18 protein-coding genes are annotated in these 19,143 nt (G+C 38.1%); 10 read left to right on the top strand and 8 right to left on the bottom strand.

All coding sequences use genetic code 11. The features are described 5' to 3' along the window. Position 1 precedes the first annotated feature (1 nt). Positions 2 to 877 carry a hypothetical protein gene (locus ACPDHL_RS07320; RefSeq protein WP_430532122.1) on the top strand — a complete coding sequence of 292 codons (876 nt, stop codon included), beginning with the start codon at positions 2 to 4 and terminating at the stop codon, positions 875 to 877. Positions 878 to 1,056: 179 nt separating this feature from the next. Next, entirely contained in the window at positions 1,057 to 1,902 is an 846-nt protein-coding gene (locus ACPDHL_RS07315) for a hypothetical protein (RefSeq protein WP_430532121.1), read from the top strand. A gap of 35 nt (positions 1,903 to 1,937) precedes the next feature. Here ACPDHL_RS07315 and ACPDHL_RS07310 read toward each other — a convergent pair whose 3' ends face one another. Next, entirely contained in the window at positions 1,938 to 2,612 is a 675-nt protein-coding gene (locus tag ACPDHL_RS07310) for a prolyl oligopeptidase family serine peptidase (RefSeq protein ID WP_430532120.1), read from the bottom strand. Positions 2,613 to 2,783: 171 nt separating this feature from the next. Here ACPDHL_RS07310 and ACPDHL_RS07305 point away from each other — a divergent pair, with 171 nt between their 5' ends. After that, positions 2,784 to 3,656, top strand: coding sequence for a hypothetical protein (locus ACPDHL_RS07305; RefSeq protein ID WP_430532119.1), 873 nt, complete (start codon positions 2,784 to 2,786; stop codon positions 3,654 to 3,656). A gap of 206 nt (positions 3,657 to 3,862) precedes the next feature. Beyond that, on the top strand, positions 3,863 to 4,708 hold the full coding sequence (locus ACPDHL_RS07300) for a hypothetical protein (RefSeq protein WP_430532118.1): 846 nt from the start codon (positions 3,863 to 3,865) through the stop codon (positions 4,706 to 4,708). 81 nt (positions 4,709 to 4,789) lie between these two features. On the opposite strand, the gene ACPDHL_RS07295 is transcribed toward ACPDHL_RS07300, so the two are convergent. Both ACPDHL_RS07295 and ACPDHL_RS07290 read right to left on the bottom strand, forming a co-directional pair. Next, a complete protein-coding gene (locus ACPDHL_RS07295; protein WP_430532117.1) occupies positions 4,790 to 5,308 on the bottom strand; it encodes a DNA-deoxyinosine glycosylase in 519 nt (172 codons plus the stop codon). A gap of 12 nt (positions 5,309 to 5,320) precedes the next feature. After that, a complete protein-coding gene (locus ACPDHL_RS07290; RefSeq protein WP_430532116.1) occupies positions 5,321 to 6,130 on the bottom strand; it encodes a helix-turn-helix transcriptional regulator in 810 nt (269 codons plus the stop codon). A gap of 106 nt (positions 6,131 to 6,236) precedes the next feature. Here ACPDHL_RS07290 and ACPDHL_RS07285 point away from each other — a divergent pair, with 106 nt between their 5' ends. The 4 genes from ACPDHL_RS07285 to ACPDHL_RS07270 all read left to right on the top strand — a co-directional run bounded on the left by ACPDHL_RS07285 (position 6,237) and on the right by ACPDHL_RS07270 (position 10,681). Further along, on the top strand, positions 6,237 to 7,151 hold the full coding sequence (locus ACPDHL_RS07285; protein ID WP_430532115.1) for a GNAT family N-acetyltransferase: 915 nt from the start codon (positions 6,237 to 6,239) through the stop codon (positions 7,149 to 7,151). 616 nt (positions 7,152 to 7,767) lie between these two features. Then, positions 7,768 to 8,238 (top strand): Lrp/AsnC family transcriptional regulator, encoded by a 471-nt coding sequence (locus tag ACPDHL_RS07280; protein ID WP_430532114.1) that lies wholly within the window; start codon positions 7,768 to 7,770, stop codon positions 8,236 to 8,238. Positions 8,239 to 8,439: 201 nt separating this feature from the next. Then, entirely contained in the window at positions 8,440 to 9,198 is a 759-nt protein-coding gene (locus ACPDHL_RS07275; protein ID WP_430532113.1) for a PdaC/SigV domain-containing protein, read from the top strand. A gap of 25 nt (positions 9,199 to 9,223) precedes the next feature. Next, complete coding sequence (locus ACPDHL_RS07270) at positions 9,224 to 10,681, top strand: oligosaccharide flippase family protein (RefSeq protein ID WP_430532112.1); 1,458 nt, start codon at positions 9,224 to 9,226, stop codon at positions 10,679 to 10,681. 44 nt (positions 10,682 to 10,725) lie between these two features. Here the strand turns inward: ACPDHL_RS07270 and ACPDHL_RS07265 are convergent, their stop codons facing one another. From ACPDHL_RS07265 to panC, 5 genes are all read right to left on the bottom strand, one after another. Next, a complete protein-coding gene (locus ACPDHL_RS07265; protein ID WP_430532111.1) occupies positions 10,726 to 12,375 on the bottom strand; it encodes a DUF4139 domain-containing protein in 1,650 nt (549 codons plus the stop codon). A 21-nt stretch (positions 12,376 to 12,396) separates the two neighbouring features. Further along, complete coding sequence (gene radA / locus ACPDHL_RS07260; protein ID WP_430532110.1) at positions 12,397 to 13,767, bottom strand: DNA repair protein RadA; 1,371 nt, start codon at positions 13,765 to 13,767, stop codon at positions 12,397 to 12,399. 586 nt (positions 13,768 to 14,353) lie between these two features. Further along, a complete protein-coding gene (locus tag ACPDHL_RS07255) occupies positions 14,354 to 15,319 on the bottom strand; it encodes a lysylphosphatidylglycerol synthase transmembrane domain-containing protein (protein ID WP_430532109.1) in 966 nt (321 codons plus the stop codon). Between the two features lie 9 nt (positions 15,320 to 15,328). After that, complete coding sequence (gene panD / locus ACPDHL_RS07250; protein ID WP_182628713.1) at positions 15,329 to 15,679, bottom strand: aspartate 1-decarboxylase; 351 nt, start codon at positions 15,677 to 15,679, stop codon at positions 15,329 to 15,331. A gap of 11 nt (positions 15,680 to 15,690) precedes the next feature. After that, positions 15,691 to 16,539, bottom strand: a complete 849-nt coding sequence (gene panC / locus ACPDHL_RS07245; RefSeq protein WP_430532108.1) for a pantoate--beta-alanine ligase — start codon at positions 16,537 to 16,539, stop codon at positions 15,691 to 15,693. A 109-nt stretch (positions 16,540 to 16,648) separates the two neighbouring features. Here panC and ACPDHL_RS07240 point away from each other — a divergent pair, with 109 nt between their 5' ends. Together ACPDHL_RS07240 and ACPDHL_RS07235 are read left to right on the top strand one after the other, a co-directional pair. Then, positions 16,649 to 17,452, top strand: coding sequence for a glycogen/starch synthase (locus tag ACPDHL_RS07240; protein ID WP_430532107.1), 804 nt, complete (start codon positions 16,649 to 16,651; stop codon positions 17,450 to 17,452). Between the two features lie 26 nt (positions 17,453 to 17,478). Then, a complete protein-coding gene (locus ACPDHL_RS07235; RefSeq protein ID WP_430532106.1) occupies positions 17,479 to 19,140 on the top strand; it encodes a DUF4270 domain-containing protein in 1,662 nt (553 codons plus the stop codon). Positions 19,141 to 19,143: the final 3 nt, after the last annotated feature.

Here is a 19,143-nt window from a genome sequence, read left to right as displayed (position 1 = left end):
TATGAAACGCATCTCTACCAAACAACGGGTACAGGACTGGTTTACTCAGCGATGGGTAATAGCGTGCGGAAGGAAATTCAATCCGCAAATAACCCCGTGGCTCATAGGCCCTTTTGGCCAAGTGGGCGATGTGGGAGAGCAATTCATATATCGATTGGCTAAAGAAGAACAATTAAGTGTTCGGCGTGGTTGCGTCAATACAGGTTTATTACCCTCAATACAAGTTTTGGGATTATCTCCAACGGATGAGGCGAAAATTGCCCCTCTTGTTGTTGACTTTTATGAACGAACCTCATCGTATAACGTCAATATGAGCCTTCGCTGGAATCCCCTTTTTATCGGTTTTGGTTTTTTAATCAACATCTTATTTAGCAACCGATTGAAACAGTTGTATATTCCTACAAATACAAAAATTAAAAATGAACCCCTTACTAGCGAAATCATCCAACTGATAACAACAAAAACCAACGAAGTACGCTATACGTTTTGGTTGCGAACCCTTCCTTCTCTTGGTACGATTATTTTTTCTGGCGTCTATGGTAGCTGCCAATTACCATCGGGAGGCACTGCTGTAAAAGCCGTATTTCCCTTACCCAATGGCAACGCAACAGTATTGATGAATCCCCAAGTGGGTCAAGAAGGAGAATTAATCCTTAACTCTAGTGGCAGATGCTGGGGAGATGCTGGTTTTTATTTCCTCTTACAAGACACAGAAAACAAGTATTGGGCTAAGTTTATTTCCTCTTTCAAAGATAAACTGACCGTCAGACCGCATGCAACTGGACTACTCGCACAACAGCGCCTGAAACTTTGGGGACTACCAGTTTTATCCATCGTCTATCACATCAACCCGAAAGACAACAATCTTCCTCAATAAATGGTAACATCAAGGCGCTTTTTTTACTCCAATACTTGCATATTGATGCTATAACCTTCTCTTATTTCTAGTTATAAAAACAACCAACTTTATTTATGTTAATTTTGGTAAACTAAATTTTAACATTCAGATGTAATTACTTATATTTATTACAAAATTATAACTATAATAAGATCCAAATGAAAAAATTAAACACATATATACTATCAGGCCTTGCACTTTTTTTTCTAAGTTGTAGTTCAGATGATGGAACTCCAACAAAACAACCAGTTACTGAAACAGTATATCACCTCAGTAACATTAGCCTATCGCGATTTTATGAGGAATACTCCGAAGATGTGGATTTTGAGCCTCAGCTTTTTTTAAACGTAATTTACAACTTTACTTACGATAGTACATTCCATCGAACGGATATCGAACGGATAGAAACGCGATATTTTGATAACGGCACGACTGAGTCCACTACATCAAACCTCTCCTACACCCTAGATGAACAAAATCGATTAACTGAATTTCACTCTAGAGAAAACGACTCCCTTACCGATATTTATCGCTACAACTATGAAAATGATCTGTTACAAACAGCCCAGTATGACAGATTAAAAATACAATGGAATTTTACGAGTCACTTCACCTATAACGACCAGAAGCAGTGCATTTTTAATAATACATCAGCTCCTGAAAATTTGATCATCGATATGAAATACAACGATTTGAATCAAATCAGTCAAATCAAACTGAATGGAAGACGTTATAACTTTGCGTATGACGATAAGCGTTCTCCTTTTTATGCTTTACCCTTCGATTTAACTACAGATCTACTCGGCTATGATTTTGCCTTTCCCTATACTTATAAATTTCCAAATAATATTACGACTTTTCAGGGGCATGAATTCCTATCAACGGTTGATTTTACGTATAACGAAGTAGATCTTCCGCTAAAAGCGAAATACTATAACAATGGTTTATTTGGCCGTGAAATAGTCTATACCTATATCAAACAAGAAGTAACTACCTATAAGTAGTAAACGGCAGCATACAAAAAAGAATAACGCAATCGTTATTCTTTTTTTGTATGCTCAAACAGCCAATTATACAGGGCATTATGGCGGTATAGATCTTCCACACTACCGTGATTTCCTCCTTTGACGACTTGCAATTCAATGGGTGCATTGGTATCGCATTTTTTAATGGCGTTCATGATATTTTTTGATTCCTTCAAGGGTACGATGAAGTCTTTATCCCCGTGAATGAGTTTGATGGGAAGACTCGTCAAATTACAAGCATCCCTATTTTCACCACCACCGCAAATGGCAATAGCTGCCGCTAGGCGACTGGCGTATTTACTTGCATATTTCATGGTTCCATATCCGCCTAAGCTCATGCCCGTAACGTAAATTTTACTTTCATCGATGGCGTAGTGTTCAATCATATAAGCCACGACTTCATCCACTTTATCAGGGTTCCATGCGCCTGATGGAAGCTGAGGTGCTACAAGGTAAGCGGGAAGTTTCAATCCTTTTTCAATTCCCCTCAAAGGACCATAGCGCTTGACACGATCAATATTAGTACCCGATAGGCTTCGTCCGTGCAAAAAAATAACCAAGGGATTTTTCTCCTGTAGCGTGCTGGGTTCATTTACCCAAAACTGATAGGACGTTTGATTCAAAATCGCTTGGGGTTGCGCCCCTAAATTCAACGAAATCAAACCAATAAACAAAGCAAGTATACGCATAGAATTTTTAACTAAATATAAATGTATTCTCTTATTTATTTACATAAAATTCATCTTTTTTACACGAAAATCATAACAAAATTTTAAGCCAAAAAACAATACAAAACTGTACTTACACCAATAACATACTTAATTTTATCTATATTTGGTCGAAATTTAAAAAAAACAACCATGAAAAACACACAAAAGTCGATTCTTATAGCTTCTTTGAGCGTATTCTTGTTCAGCTGTAGTTCAGATGATTCCTCTACTCCACCCCCACCAACCTACCACATTGAAAAAACACCGTATATAAGCGAGATTCAACAGTCATTTTATGAATCTCCTGACCCAACGAGAGAAGGAAATCCACAGGATAAAATCATTGATATCAACTACGATTTCACCTATGATGCCGATTTCAACCTACAACATATCACATATAAAGATGCACTTTACAAAAACCAAGTAGCGATACCTCAACAGGATTTACAACTGCAACCTACCTTAGATCCACAAGGGAGATTAAAACTTTGGGAGATCAAAGAAAAGGGAGAAACTGTAGATGATTACGTCTATCAATACCAAGACGATCGACTGACCGCTATTACCTACAACTTAAGATCCAAAGGAGGTAGTTTTACGAGTCAGCTTAGCTATAACGACAACAATCAACTGGTTTTGAACGAGGCCTTGGAAGCAAACCTGCTCATCGATTATAAATATAACGCCAAAAATCAAATCGATAAAATGAAATTCAATGGACAGAATGTATCTTTTACCTATGATGATAAAAAATCGCCCTTCTACAGTTTACCCTTTGATTTAACAAGTGTATTAATTAATTTCAACTTCATCCTTCCCTATACGTATCACTTTCCTAATAACGTGACCTCCATTGTGTTAGACGGTCAAATGGTACAAGCTGATTATACCTACAATGAGAATGATCTTCCATTAAAAGTAGTATACTACACCATGGAAAATGAAGAAAAAATCATTGATTTTGAAATCAATTACAGCTACAAAATAAAAGAAACCAAAGTAGAACAATCGAAATTGTAAATCGCGATTTCCGTTTACTTAAAAACCGATGAACCCTTACTGTTTATCGGTTTTTTTATGATGTATAAAACCAATTTGTTGTTGTTTTCACTTCAATAAAAAACATCCCTCAACATTTTAAATAAAATAAACGTCTAATTAAGTTCAATTATTTTCTATGTTCGTTTATTTAACTTATTTTTAGTTAAATAATAAAAAACATTTCAATGAAAAAAATAGTAACATCAACACTTATTGCTAGTATAGTACTCCTATTCGCCAGTTGTAGCTCAGATGATAGCTCAACTACTCCTCCACCCCCTCCAACTGTAACTTCTACCTATTCAATCAGTAAGGTTCATCAAATAAATTTTTTTGATCCTACAGAAGCTAAAACTGAAGAACCATTAATCCGATCAGCCAATATATTTGATTTTAACTATAAGGAAGACGCCAGCCTCAGCTTTATTACTTACACAATTGATTACTACAAAGACAATAAAATTGAGAATTCCGCAGCATACAAAATGGAGCACAATCTCAATCAGGAAGGAAAGCTTATTTATTATGGTATTAGTGATGACACTGGTCTCTATTTAAAACACCTCTATACCTATGATAAAGACCTGCTCGCATCGGAACACTATACTATGCTAAAACAAAATTTTAGTTATGAAAGTAAATTTACTTATAATGCAAAGAATCAGTTGATTAAGCGTGAGAGTCAAGACGTAATCTTATTGGGAGAATTCAGCTACGACAATGCAAACAAAATCAACAATATTAAACGTAATGGTGAGAACCACAAAGTGACTCATGACAATAAACAAAATCCTTTTGGTCCGTTACCTTATGATCTAACCATGGAGATTTTAAAAGATAATAATATTCTCCCTTTTTCCTATCACTTTGCGAACAATATTACAACCTATGGAAATAGGACGGTAGAATACACCTATAACGAAGGTGATTTACCAACAAAAGCTAGTATGTATTACAAACCAGAAGACGGCCCTAAATATCTAGCATCAGAAATCACCTATTCTTATACAATCAAAGAAACTAAACAATAAGCTACGGCTATAAAAGAAACCAAAGTAGAACAATCGAAATTGTAAAGCGCGATTTCCGTTTACTTAAAAACCGATGAACAGTCAGAGTTCATCGGTTTTTTTATTTTTCACCAGTATTTTTAAAACTTCCCAACTTTTCCGTTTTTCTTCAAATGTCATGCGTGCATTAGCGCCACTAGGAGAAGGCATAGTAATCGTCTTTATCGAATCAATCGGTCCAATGTACTTTTTAAAATAAGCTTCCGCTTTTTGACTTGAAAAAACAACAGTGTGAATACTGGGATAGGCTTGAAGTAATTGCTTGATATCATTTGGTTTTTCCTCTTTTATAGCACTGTCCAAACTTCCTTGCCGTTGGCAGGATTGTAAAACATCCCATAGCGCCAACTGATGTTCTTGTATCAATCGAATTCTATCTGCATAACTAGTAGAGAAGGGTTGTTGAAAAATTGAAAACATAATTTTCCAAAACACGTTCTGTTTATTTCCATAATACTCTTGTTGTTCCAAGGACTTCACACTGGGCATCGTACCTAAGATTAAGACTTTAGGTGCTAGACTCAGTAAAGGCTCAAATGAGTGTATGCGTGGTTGTTTCATCTTTTGATTTTGTTAAGCATGCATTTGACGATAGTGTAGTGGGCTCATGCCTGCATATTTCTTAAAATAACGACAAAACGTCGTAGAATCAACAAAATGGAGGTGCTCTGCGATTTGATAGATCGGTAAATCCGTAGCTACTACGTAATTTTTTGCTTTGATTAACACCATTTCAATGATTACTTTCGAAATGGATCTACCCGTGCGTTGGCGAATTAACGTGGTTAAATACTTTGGGGTTAACTTGAGTTGATCTGCATAAAATCCCACTGACTTTTCCACGAGGTAATACTGATGCAATAAGTTGTAAAACTGAAAGACAATCGCATCTTTTCTCGTACTGGGTTGCATCACCTCCTCTTCCTGTTGATACACGCGATTAATCTGTGCAATGAACGAATACAGAAGATAACGCAAAGCATCGGCTTGAAAAATAGACGACAGGGAAACTTGTTGTTGGAATAGCTGTATATACTGTTCGAAAAGAAGCGCATCGGCTTCTTGTAACCTCACATGAGGCTGTTCAACCAGAACATTCAAAAAATTGTAATTGGTCGGTAACATCAGCTCATTCAGGGTGTGAAAGTCAAAAACAAGATGAACAAATGCAAGATCCACACTGCCTTGTTGTGCGACAGTGAAAGACTGAGGCAAAAGTGTTAGCACACTTCCTCTGGATAGTTGATAGGTCTTTGCATGGATCTCTACCGTTACGGAACCCGCTATACAATACGATAGTACGATTTGCCCCTCTACTTCATGGTGGCTTACATCATCCTGATGTAAAAGTTTACAAGAGGCTAGCACTTGAATTGCCCTCATTTTTTATTTGTTTTACACACAAATATAACCTTTTGCACATTATTTATATCAAACCAAATACTAACTTTTCAATTGAATACAAGTACTTTGCAACGTAATAGAATGAATGATGCAGACAAAACAGCTGATACTACACAACAAAACGTACACCTTGCACATCGCATATCAAGCCAATGAGCGGATGCGTCAAGCCTTGAATACCATGACCTTTGATTTTTGGGAATTTACCTTTGAGTCCTACTATCAATCGGGCTATTGGGACGATAACTGCATACTCTTCTCTCTTTTTGAAGAAGAACAGCTTGTTGCACATACCACCTTGAGTTTGTTTACAACCTATACACCTGATCAACGTTTACTATTGGGGCAATTGGGTACGGTGATGACCTTACCCAGCCACACTAAACAAGGGCTTTCGCGTTTTTTAATGGAGTATATTTTTGAAGCTTACAGCGATAAACTCGATGGGTATTTCTTATTTGCCAATGACACGGTCTTGGAGTTTTACCCGAAATTCGGTTTCCATGCAGTACCCGAACATCAGGCAAGTAAAGCTTGGCGTAAACAACCCACTACGCATACCATTCAACGATTAGATTTAACTGATACTACAGATTTACAGTGTTTTCAACACTACCTCAAAAACGGTAGTACAGCCTGTCGCTTTGATACCCGTAGCTATGGTTTGGCTCACTTTTACTGCTATGCCAATCCAGCGTTTGGATTTGCAGAATCCGTCTACCTAATTCCAACACTGCAAACGCTTTTAATTGCTCAGCAAGAGGAGGGGGATCTTTTGATCTACCAAGCGTACTACCTCAAGGACAACCAATTAGACCAAGCGTTTAACGCCCTAGCTGATACGCAAACCAACCGCGTGGTCTTAGGCTATACGCCTACAGATACAGGTTACACTTATAATCCGTACAAAGAAGAGGACCTCACACTTTTTGTCAGTCCTACCCTGACTACCTATTTTAAAGATCACCTGACCATGATTCCCTTACTTTCTCATACGTAAAAAGTCGAGCGAATGCTCGACTTTTCTCTTTATGGAATCAGGCGTTCCGCTCTCAACTGTTCAAACAGCTCAAAAAAGGAATCCCGCGTTATTTGATAAGCATTAAATCCCAAACCTTCTACTTTTAGACAGATCTGTCACAACTTCTAAGGGGCGACCTAGGTCTAAATCAGTATGCCACGGAGAGATGAGTTGATCCAATGCTTGTACTTTTAACTGATGAGTGTTAGCAAGTACTACCCATGTGTTTTCTTTTCCTTCCAACTGTTTTTCAAGGGGCTGTATGGCAGTATCAAACCCTTGAGCTTCTACACCAATTAGTAAAGCACTTTTTTTTATCTGTTCTTGATTTTAATCCGACTAAACGTTTCTGGGGTGAACCCTAAAAAAAAGAAGCAATCTGCACTTTCTCTTCCGCAGTTAGCTTGACTTTCTGTTCCATGTGTTGGAACAATTTTTCGCATTGGCTTTGATCTGTCATAACAATCAAAGATAGTATACCTTTGCGCACAAGAACCTCTTTTTAACGCTCAACTTATAATTCCTGTTGTACTTTTTATCAATCCTATCAGTTTTCGTATACCTTTGTATAACAATACTTAAAAAACAGCTAATCATGCATAACTTAGACGAAATAGATTTAAAGCTACTCAACTTATTATCAGAGAATTCGAATGTAACCACCAAAGAACTCGCTCAGCAAGTGAATCTATCTTCTACTCCAGTTTTTGAACGCGTAAAACGCTTAGAACAAGAGGGCTTTATCAAAGGATATATCGCCTTGATTGATGCCGAGAAATTAAACCGTGGTTTTGTTGTTTTTTGCAATATTAAACTCAAACAACACGAACGCATCATCAACAATAAATTTATTGACGACATCTTAAACATTGAGGAAGTAGTTGAATGTTATAATATTTCGGGGGAATATGATTTCTTATTAAAGGTATATGCCAATGACATGCGCCACTACCAAGATTTTGTCTTCAACAAACTCGCTATGGTGGATAGCATCGGAAGTACGCATAGTTCTTTTGTGATGCGAGAAATTAAAAACGATCACAACATTAAGATCAATTTACTATAGATCCTACAGCACTTGAATTCAATTCAATGTCGATGCGAAGGCTTTGGACAACAAGTCTAACAGTCACCTTGTTTAAGTACAAACAACGCCTACCAAGACACTACAGATTCCCTGACTCTAAACATAAAAAAAACAAAGGATGCTGCAAATTTTATTCGTTTTCAGTACATTAATTCTTAGTTTTGTAAGAAAAGAAGATCTATGAGACAATACGTTTATTTATTTTTACTGCTAACACTTGTTGTTAGTTGTAATTCGACCAATAAAAATGCAACGGATACATTGCAATTTGAACAAAAGGAATTCGTACAATCTTCTGACAACTGCATGGACGATGAATGTACGAGAATTCGATTGAGTGTGCCAGTCATCACCAATGAATCCCATGAAATTGCAGCAAAAATCAACCAACAACTGATTGCTCAAATAGACCGTATCGTTGCGGTAGATGAAGTGACAGCTTCAAGCGCTACGCTAGAAGAACTAACAGCTCATTACATCGCCAATTACAATGCATTTAAGACAAAATATCCCGATGAAACACTACCTTGGAAAGCAGAAGTAGAGGGTGATATTACCTTCTATAATGATGATTTGCTTTCCATTGCTCTAGAATACTATACCTTTGCTGGCGGAGCTTATGGCTTTAAAAGCGAAATGGCTTTAAACTTCAATCCCAAAACAGGGGAACCATACAAAACAGAGGATTTAATTGACAACTGGGAGGAATTGCAAAAATTAATGGCATTACAGCTCAAAGACAAAATGGACATTTGGACCGACAACAACCAATTAAAATACCCAGAGAGTATTTTCTTTTACGAAGACACCGTTGGATTTCTGTACAATGCCGTTGATGACGATGCGCAATACAATGGACCAACAAAAATTGACTTTCCAAAAGCGAGTATTCTCCCTTTCTTAAAAATAGACCTAGCACCCAAAACAACAGAAAAATAAAGCTTGATTCTTAACGCTCGACACTGTGAGTATTTATAAAAAAATTTTCCAACAAACGGCCATCTATGGATTGGCTGCTGTTTTTCCAAAAGTAATTGGTTTCTTTTTAGTTCCGTTTCACACGGATCTGATGAAAAATGACGCCTATGGTGAGTACAGCGTGATTTTCTCCATCATGATGCTGTTGAATGTTGTCCTGTCTTTCGGAATGGAAACGGCTTTTTTTAGGTTTTACAATACGCGCGATAACAAACAGGAAGTGATCAACAACAGCATGTTGTTTCTCAGTGGTACCACCTTAATCTTTGGATTACTCGGATTTTTCTTGCTCGACTTTTGGGCGAATCTCCTGAAGATCCCCACCAATCTCGTGCAATATGTTTTGTGGATCCTGATTTTGGATGCCTTGGTTATTGTTCCATTCGCCAAATTACGTGCAGATCAACGACCGATGTACTACAGCGCCATTCGCATTGGCAATGTTTGTATTTACTCGTTGTTGAATGTGTTCTTCCTCTATTTCTTGCCTTTATTAGCTACAAATAATCCTTCCTCTGTTTTTGCATCGATGTATGTGGAAAACTTTCAGGTAGAATATATTTTCATTGCCAATCTAGTAGCAAGTGCAGCGACGTTTTTGGTCTTTACTAAGAACTATTTGCAACTCCACTTCAAAATCAACAAAGAACTATTACAACAAATGTTGCGCTATAGTTTTCCCGTTATGGTGGCAGGATTGGCCTTTGCTATTAACGAGAGCTTTGACAAAATACTCCTACAGCGTTTATTGCCTGCGGATATTGCTTCTGCAGAAGTTGGGAAATATGCTGCTTGTTATAAATTGGGGCTGTTTATGGTACTCTTTAGACAAGCCTATACCTTGGGGATTGAGCCTTTCTTTTTTAACTACGCCAAAAATGACGATGCTCCAACGAAATACGCCACCGTAACCAAGTATTTTATCCTTATGGGAAGCGCGATTATGCTGGGAGTTGTTGTCTTTTCGGACATTTTAAAGGTGTTGTTTATTCGCAATGAGAGCTATTGGGATGCGATGATTGTCGTGCCCTTAATTATCTTAGCAAACCTATGTATGGGGATTTACACCAACCTATCCGTGTGGTATAAGTTGCGTGACAAAACCAGTATGGGGGCTTATATCTCCATTTTTGGTGCTGTGTTGACTTTGATCTTCAACTACCTCTTGATCCCAATTTGGGGCTATATGGGTTCGGCAATTGCTACCTTGCTCGCCTATGGATCCATGATGGTCGTATCTTATGTACTAGGTCAAAAGTATTACCCTATTCCCTATGATAAAAAAGCCATTGGTTTATATATGGGACTGTCTATTCTCTTGTCTTATGTTTATTTTTATCACTTCAGAGAAAACTACCTTGTTGGCTTGATCGCGATTGTCCTTTTTGGCTTGATGGTATACAGCCAAGAAAAAAATACGCTGAAACGAATGCTTAAAAAATAAAAAAAAGCCACTTCCAAAACGAGTGGCTTTTTTATTTCTTCTTACTAATAAGAGGTTTGTATATTTTTATCTTTACTATACTTCATCGTATAACTCAGGCGCACTTTTTTCACTTCGTTCGGTTGCAATTGAACCTCCCAAGTCACCAACCCTTTCTCCGCATTGACTTTTCCTTTTGGCGATTCATCTAACACAATTTCAATAGAATTATCTGTACTGATTGGATATTGGTCTTCTACTTGAACCGTAACCGCTTCTTTTTTGCTGTTTTTGACAGTAATTTCATACGTAAAGGTTTGCTCTTTTTTCGAAGAGAACGTTTTTGTTCCTGACTTATCCGTAATCAACGTACGGCTAACTGAAATATTGGGGTCTTTTCCAATATTCAGATGTAATTTTTCTTCTGTGTTTTCCGTCGATAGATACGTCTGTCCGATATTCATGCCGTCGTAAATCACATTGGCTTGCCCAGGCAATAACTGGTGTTTACCATAGTCCTTAATCTCTGCCACTAAATACGCATTTGCATCTAATTTTGGTGCGGTATAGAACTTGTAGTCTCCACTGATATCAAATGCATTCAAATCCACACTATGACGTTTTCCATTGCTTACAATCGAATAGGGAATGGCAATATCAAAGGTGACATTCAGCTCACTTTCGCTTACTGTAGTATATTCTGCTATAGTTTGACGTTCTTCATACGAAATATCCTTACTTGATCGTTTATTTGTGACAGAAATACCTGCTGCTCTCCCTTCTACCATACGAGACACATCTTGACTATAATCCGCATTGTAACTATATTCAGCAACAATAGGAATAGCCTCTTGATAAGAAACAAACCAAGTCGTAAACTTCGGCATCTGATGGTGTTGATTTAACTTACCTGAGGTTAAACTAAGTTTTACATTTCGCCAATCCAACCCTGAGGTTTGAACTACATCTGCTTTATACATCATTTTGATTGGTGCATTGATTTTTTCGATGCGTAAATCATAAGAAGGAACCCATTGCGCTCTATTTGTCGCATAGTTTATTTTAAAGGGAATAACACCCTCTCTCCCACTCATCACTTGCACAATCAACTTTCCTTTACTTACTTGATCAGACTTGTCTCCACCGATAGTCAATTGCGACTTGAGATCATTCCACTTGGCTTCGACAATCACTTTTTCCTTTTTCTTTACGAATAAGGCATTTTGTACTTCTTGACGTTTTTTACCGTAATAGTCCACCCATTTGGTCACATCCGTAAATCCAAAATTCTTAAACGATTCACTTGAACTCGTATCATCCAACAATTGAATAGTTTGTATATCTGCATTGATCGAATTAACAAGCTGATCTAATTTGCGTTCTGTTATAGCAATACTATCACGCAAGGGTTTCGTCAAGGGTGAGTTATTCACATTGTCATATTCTTCGATATAGGCATTAGAAAACTGCACCGACATAACCGTTACATCGGTAATAGACCCTACTTTGATGGTATTTTCCATCAATTGATCAGACACATTGGTAATCACAACTTCGGACAATCCTTTGGGTAAGGTCACTTGGGTATTTTGCGTTAATTCTGCTCCATCGTAATACACCCGTGCGCTTTCTAAATTCGCTTTCGTATAGACGGGCTTTTGTGCCCATACCGCAAAAACACTAAGTGTCATTGCTAAAACAATTCCTTTTTTCATGCTACTTTTTTTTCAATTTTTTTATCCAAAAAGATGCTCGACGACATCTTCAATCTTGGTTACTAAAACCACTTTTATTCCCGTTCCCTTGTGTGAAATCTTGTTGTATTTGGAAACGAGTATTTCCGAAAAGCCCAATTTTTCGGCTTCTTGAATGCGTTGATCTACGCGGTTGATTGGTCGAATTTCCCCTGAAAGACCAACCTCTCCAGCAAAAGTTACTCCTTTTTGGATGGAGATATCCTGATCGGAGGATAGAATCGCTGCTACCACGCCCAAATCAATGGCAGGATCATCTACACTAATTCCTCCCGTAATATTCAAGAAGACGTCTTTTTGCCCTAAACGGAAGCCTGCTCGTTTTTCTAGCACGGCCAACAACATATTCAATCGCTTGAGGTTATAGCCCGTTGCACTGCGTTGTGGGGTTCCATACACTGCCGTACTCACTAGCGATTGCACCTCTACCATCAACGGACGCATCCCCTCTAAAGTGGCTGCAATAGCCGTTCCGGACAACTCTTCATCTTTGTGGGAAATTAAAATTTCGGATGGATTGGACACTTCGCGTAGTCCACTACCTTGCATCTCGTAAATACCCAATTCGGCAGTAGAACCAAAGCGGTTTTTATTGGCGCGTAAAATGCGGTAGACGTGATTGCGGTCGCCCTCAAATTGCAAAACCGTATCCACCATATGCTCTAACATCTTAGGCCCTGCAATACTTCCATCTTTGGTGATATGACCAATAATTAAAACAGGTGTTCCCGTTTCTTTGGCAAATTTGGTTAACTCCGCCGTGGTTTCTTTGATTTGAGAAACAGTTCCCGCAGAGGATTCGATATAATCCGTATGCAGGGTTTGAATGGAGTCAATAATCAACACATCGGGCTGAATTTCTTCAATCTGACGAAAGATATTTTGGGTATTGGTTTCCGTTAAAATATAACAATTTTCGTTATTGGGATTGATGCGTTCGGCGCGCATCTTGATTTGCTTCTGACTTTCTTCTCCAGAAACATAGAGTACTTTATAGGGCAAGCGCAGTGAAATTTGCAAGAGCAAGGTACTTTTTCCAATGCCGGGTTCTCCTCCGAGTAGTACCATCGACCCGGGTACAAGGCCTCCGCCTAAAACGCGATTCAACTCTCCATCTAAGGTATTCATGCGAATCTCTTCTGCGCTATCAATCTCACTTACACGCAAGGGTTTTGCAATGCGCTTTGTCGTGGAAGCAGTGGTACTAACCGCCTTCCATGCTGTTTTCTCTTCTTTCTGGATCACTTCCTCCACGAGGGTATTCCACTCCTTACACGTGGGACATTGTCCCATCCACTTAGGCGTTTGTGCCCCACAACTTTGACAGAAAAAAGCAGTCTTTACTTTTGCCATACAACCGTATTCTTAAATTTCTAAATATCAAATCTACGATTAAAAGCTCAAATATGAATTCCTCTTTTATAAGGATTCATCCTACGAAACTGTTAAATTAAAAGCGTATTCGAGCACAATCCTTCGACACCTCTCCAACTATCCTCCGAGTTTACTAGGGAAAAATAACCTTTTGTCGAACAACCCTTGACGCATCCTTGACGCATCCTTGAACCAAATACAAACCACAACTATTCAAAACCACGACTACATCCTCAATATTGACCTGACGTATCAATGGACTGGGAACTGGGAATTAAATTCGCAAAAAACTGCGATTTCAGTGGAGTATCCGATAACTTTCACTCCAAGGCTTAGGCGGACTTAGGAATAAATATTAAAGGCCTTTTGATCGACAAAAAATTGGAATTGAGTAATGTATTGAACAGTGTATATTCGACGTATAAAGAGACAACCGACGCAACGCTTCAACAACAACGGGGATAACCGTAGCATTCGCTTTTCAGCACCTTATAAATTAGGGCATAGCACCTTAAAAGTCAAACAAAGAGTCCATGCATATGACGAAGAATGAAGAAGAATGTAACTACTTTCTTCTGGTGTGATAGAGCGGAAGTAAAAAGAAAGACAAGGCACCTAGCACGACGACAATCGCTGTTTGTGTCGTCCACAAGATCCAACCAAAGGCGGTACCTGCAACACTTGAAATGTGGTAGAGCACTAAAAGTTCAGCTACAATTAAAGGAAATGCACCAAAACCACCATTGGTAAAAGAAACGGCAAAACTCCCCGCTATAAAGGCAGACATAATCATGGGAAAAGTTAATCCACTCGTTTCTTGTAGCGCCAACGTACCAAAGTAAAAAGTGGCAATATACCCGCCCCAAATAAGCAAGGTATAGCACAAAAAAGCTCGTTTAGCAGGCATCTTAAAAATGCTATTTACCCCTTCTATAAGTCCTTTGAGTTTGCGTTTCACAAATAAAATAGGCTTCCAAGTAAGGAATAAAAAAGCGGCAATTACCACCCCGAAAACCCCTAAGGCAAGTAAAGCAACCTCCAGCAATTGTTCTACGGGAACATAGCGCAAGAGGAAATCTTTTAATACCTCATATTGCAAAATAAGCGCAGTCAACACACAAAGTAGCAAGCAGATTAAATCGACCACGCGTTCCGATACAATACTGCCAAAACTCTTGTCAAAAGGGATTTGCTGGTACTTTTGCAAGACCAAAGCTCGGGATACCTCACCAGAACGCGGAACGGTTAAATTCATGAGGTACCCAATGTTAATCGCCATGAAGTTTGTGGCGGTAGAAGAGGTATATCCCATATAGTTCAGGGCATACTTCCAACGATGCGCACGTGCCCAAAGGCTGACAACAGAAAAGATTGAAGCGATGAGGATGTAGCTGTAATTCGCCCCTTTGAAGTGCATCAACATCTCTTCAATCTGTGCTGGAGTAAATTTAGAAAATGCGTAATAAACCAAAAAAACTCCCAACGCAAGTGGGAGTAAGATATGAATTAATTTAGTTACGGTCTTCTTCAATATGCTATATTACGTTAGACTATTGTTCTCCTCATTGGGGAACACAATAGCAGGTCTAAAGGTTTTAGCTTCTTCAAAATCCATTATTCCATAGGAAATAATGATAACGATATCTCCTTGGTGCACTTTACGTGCAGCTGGTCCATTTAACGTAATTTCTCCACTGTTTCTAGGACCTGGAATAGCGTAAGTTTCAAAACGTTCTCCATTGTTGATGTTCACAATAGAAACTTTTTCACCTTCAATCATATTAGCAGCTTCCAATAAAGCTTCGTCTATTGTAATACTTCCAATATAATGTAAATCGGCACCTGTTACGGTTACACGATGAATTTTTGATTTTACTACTTCAACTTGCATTTCGCGATAGTTTAGTTAAAAGATAAATTGTCAATTAAGCGAACACCTTCAATATGCGCTACCAGAAACCCTCTGTAGGTATGCCCTTCTTCTTTTGAGCTAGCCGTTTTGAGTGTCTCCTCGTCAGCTATCGTAAAGTATTCGAGGTCAAAGGTAGAATTATTTTTAAATTGAGACTCAACAAATTGATTAACTTTTTCAATCTCTTGTGTTTTAAACAACTCCCGCGCTTGCGTCAAAACCTGAAATAAAAAGGTCGATAGTTCTAAACCTTGGGCAGAAATGCGCTCATTTCTTGAACTCATGGCTAGTCCATCCGCTGCTCTAAAGATGGGAACCCCAACAATCTCTACCGCCAACTGTTCTTTTTCGACTAGTTTTCGAATGATCTGTAGCTGTTGAAAATCCTTCTCGCCAAAATAGGCTTTTGTTGGCTCAACCAATTCAAAAAGTTTGTTGACAATGGTACCCACTCCATCAAAATGACCTGGGCGTTGTGCCCCTTCCATTTCAAATTCTAACCCGTCATAATCAAACTTTTTAGCGACCGTTTCTCCGGCGTACATCTCTTCTACTGCGGGTGAAAATACGACGATTTGATCTGATAATGAGCGAATAATCGATAAATCTCGCTCTAATGTACGAGGATATTTGGCTAAATCTTCCGCATTATTGAACTGCGTTGGATTGACAAAAATACTCACCACAGTACAGCCATTTTCTCGTAAGGATTGCTCCATCAAAGAAAGGTGACCCCTGTGTATTGCTCCCATTGTAGGGACTAAACCAATGGATTGGTTCGCCTTGTGAAAAGTCTCTAAATAAGCTTGTAATTCGACTTTTGTATGAAAAAGAAACATCTACTTCGTGTTTTAAATAATGGCAAAATTAGTTAATTCGAGAAATAACTCCATAAAATTTCGTAAATTTGCACAGTTTTATTTATTTCAACAGAAACTATTTTTGAAGATGAAAGATAAGAGGATATTGTACGTATCATCTGAAGTGGTACCTTATTTAGCAGAAAATGAAGTTTCATTAATGTCTTATGATGCGCCTAAAATGATTAATGAACAGGGAGGGCAAATAAGAATTTTTATGCCGAAATACGGTAGCATCAATGAAAGAAGACACCAATTACACGAAGTAATCCGCCTATCGGGGATGAATCTCGTAGTGAATGATATGGATATGCCTTTGATAATCAAAGTGGCTTCTATTCCTAAAGAGAGAATTCAGGTTTACTTCATCGATAATGATGAATACTTTAAAAGAAAATCAACGTTTTCAGATGAAGACGGAGTATTATACCCAGACAATGACGAGAGAGCTATTTTCTTTACCAAAGGGGTAATTGAGACAATTAAAAAATTAAACTGGGTTCCCGATATCATCCATGTGCAAGGCTGGATGGCTTCTTTATTGCCAACCTATTTGAAAAATTACTATAAAGACGAAGCTATTTTTGCAGATACAAAAATAGTTACCTCTATTTTCAACGAAGGTTTTGAAGGAACATTAAGCGGATCTATGCACACCAAAGTGGCTTTTGACAACTTGCCAAAAGAGGATATTGCAGATTTTGAAAAAGCAACCTACCACAACATCATGGTTAATGCTGTGAAGAATTCTGACGGAGTGATCGTAGCATCAGAAGACATCCCTTCAGATTTAACAAAATATATAGAATCTTCCAATAAACCTTTCTTACCTTACGCTACTAAAGAAGAATTTGCTGAGGCATATACTACTTTTTACAATCAATTTTTATAATACTAACGCATATATCGACTTAGTAGATGAATTACAAAAGCATCATAAAAACAGTAGTAATCCTAGCAAGCGTGGCTAGTTTACAATCATGTGACAAAGATTTTAGTGAAGTTGGTGGCGATATTATTGGAGACAATAATTTGAATATCGACACCTATCAAGTAAGTGATCTCACGGCTTATACCCAACCTTATGGTGCTTTGGGTACCCAAAATTTGGCTAATATGCCATTCGGATCGCTAGATAATGGCGAGTTTGGAAGATCAAATAGCAGCTTCGTAACACAAGTATTATCATCAGCCACTTCTTTTGGCATGATAAGATCCAATGCTGTTATGGACTCTGTTTATGTCTATATTCCCTACTACTCTCAGTTTGACAAAGTGGAAAACGAGACGACGTATTACAACTTATTGAATGTCGTTGGAGATGCTTCTTTTAACCTAGAAGTATATGAAAATGGCTATTACTTACACGATGTGAATCCTGGAACAGGGAAAGCTTTGGACTACTTCTCTGACGCAGCAGCGCAATACGAGCAGTTCAAAAAACCTACGTTGTTAAACGATTCAGAAAATATCAAGCAAAACAAAGAGTTTACCTTTACAAAACAAAACATTGTCCTCTACAAAAGAGACGCGAATGGCAATATAGTTCAGGACGAAACAACAGGTAAACCGATAGAGTTAGAACGATTAGCGCCTGGATTATGGTTGGATTTAAACAAAGAATACTTTCAAAAATTCGCGACAACTGGCGTGAACTTAAATGACCCTTCTCAATTTAAAGATTTCTTCCGTGGCTTGTATTTCAAAGCTACTGGAAACCAAACTGCTGGTGCATTAGGCTTGCTAAATCTTACGCAAGGGAAGCTTGTAATTAAGTACCACCAAGAGGTAGAAGAAGCAGATGACGATGGAAATCCAGTGAAGAAGAAGCAACACTTAACAGCGACATTACCTTTCTCTAAAGCAGCCAATGCAGGTGAAAACGCCAGTGTATTTGGAGACAACATCAACGTTAGTTTAAATACAACCGAAGGAAATAAACACACCCAAGTTGGAAACAAAACTGAAGGAGACCCCTTTTTATATGTGAAAGGTGGGGAAGGAAACTTAGCAGTTCTTGATCTTTTCAATAAGAACGATTTTGAAGAGTTGAAAAAACTAAAAGAGCTAGACATTCTTGTGAATGACGCAATCTTAACTGTTCATGTTGACGTGACAGCTATGCCTAAGAATCAAATTCCTCAGCGCTTGTACCTATACAACTACGACAATGGGTCGCCTATTTCTGATTTCCTAAATGACAACTCTGCTAATGCTCAATATAGCAAATTAGTATATGGAGGAATTTATCAAGCTGCGGACGAGGAAAACAAAATCAAAGGAAACACGTATAAATTCAGAATTACAGAATATGTTCGTGCAATTCTAAAAAACAAAGAATTAAAAAGTCCGAAATTGGCGATTGCCGCAACCTTCAACTACAATGATCTCCTTGTTAACACCGTAACAAAAGGAACCAACAGCAAGTTGAAAACTGAAATAGAAAACACACCTGAAAACGTGACGTATGTACCTTCCTTATCGGCTATGCAGCCTTTAGGTACTGTACTTTACGGAACAAATACTAGTTCTGACAAAAAAATGACACTGCAAATTTTTTATACTAAAACTAAAAACTAATTA

This window comes from Myroides sp. C15-4 (genome assembly GCF_050522745.1).
In the GTDB taxonomy this organism is placed as follows: domain Bacteria; phylum Bacteroidota; class Bacteroidia; order Flavobacteriales; family Flavobacteriaceae; genus Flavobacterium.
Note: the sequence above shows the minus strand (reverse complement) of the source record. Positions and strands in the feature narration are given on the sequence as shown.

Bases quoted from the DNA above. Each gene is read 5' to 3' on its own strand.
- panD (WP_182628713.1), bottom strand. From the start codon at position 15,679: ATGCAAGTTGAAGTAGTAAAATCAAAAATTCATCGTGTAACCGTAACA.
- ACPDHL_RS07310 (WP_430532120.1), bottom strand. From the start codon at position 2,612: ATGCGTATACTTGCTTTGTTTATTGGTTTGATTTCGTTGAATTTAGGG.
- ACPDHL_RS07280 (WP_430532114.1), top strand. From the start codon at position 7,768: ATGCATAACTTAGACGAAATAGATTTAAAGCTACTCAACTTATTATCA.
- ACPDHL_RS07285 (WP_430532115.1), top strand. From the start codon at position 6,237: ATGATGCAGACAAAACAGCTGATACTACACAACAAAACGTACACCTTG.
- panC (WP_430532108.1), bottom strand. From the start codon at position 16,539: ATGTTTCTTTTTCATACAAAAGTCGAATTACAAGCTTATTTAGAGACT.
- ACPDHL_RS07300 (WP_430532118.1), top strand. From the start codon at position 3,863: ATGAAAAAAATAGTAACATCAACACTTATTGCTAGTATAGTACTCCTA.
- ACPDHL_RS07240 (WP_430532107.1), top strand. From the start codon at position 16,649: ATGAAAGATAAGAGGATATTGTACGTATCATCTGAAGTGGTACCTTAT.
- ACPDHL_RS07275 (WP_430532113.1), top strand. From the start codon at position 8,440: ATGAGACAATACGTTTATTTATTTTTACTGCTAACACTTGTTGTTAGT.
- radA (WP_430532110.1), bottom strand. From the start codon at position 13,767: ATGGCAAAAGTAAAGACTGCTTTTTTCTGTCAAAGTTGTGGGGCACAA.
- ACPDHL_RS07235 (WP_430532106.1), top strand. From the start codon at position 17,479: ATGAATTACAAAAGCATCATAAAAACAGTAGTAATCCTAGCAAGCGTG.
- ACPDHL_RS07290 (WP_430532116.1), bottom strand. From the start codon at position 6,130: ATGAGGGCAATTCAAGTGCTAGCCTCTTGTAAACTTTTACATCAGGAT.
- ACPDHL_RS07320 (WP_430532122.1), top strand. From the start codon at position 2: ATGAAACGCATCTCTACCAAACAACGGGTACAGGACTGGTTTACTCAG.
- ACPDHL_RS07295 (WP_430532117.1), bottom strand. From the start codon at position 5,308: ATGAAACAACCACGCATACACTCATTTGAGCCTTTACTGAGTCTAGCA.
- ACPDHL_RS07265 (WP_430532111.1), bottom strand. From the start codon at position 12,375: ATGAAAAAAGGAATTGTTTTAGCAATGACACTTAGTGTTTTTGCGGTA.
- ACPDHL_RS07305 (WP_430532119.1), top strand. From the start codon at position 2,784: ATGAAAAACACACAAAAGTCGATTCTTATAGCTTCTTTGAGCGTATTC.
- ACPDHL_RS07315 (WP_430532121.1), top strand. From the start codon at position 1,057: ATGAAAAAATTAAACACATATATACTATCAGGCCTTGCACTTTTTTTT.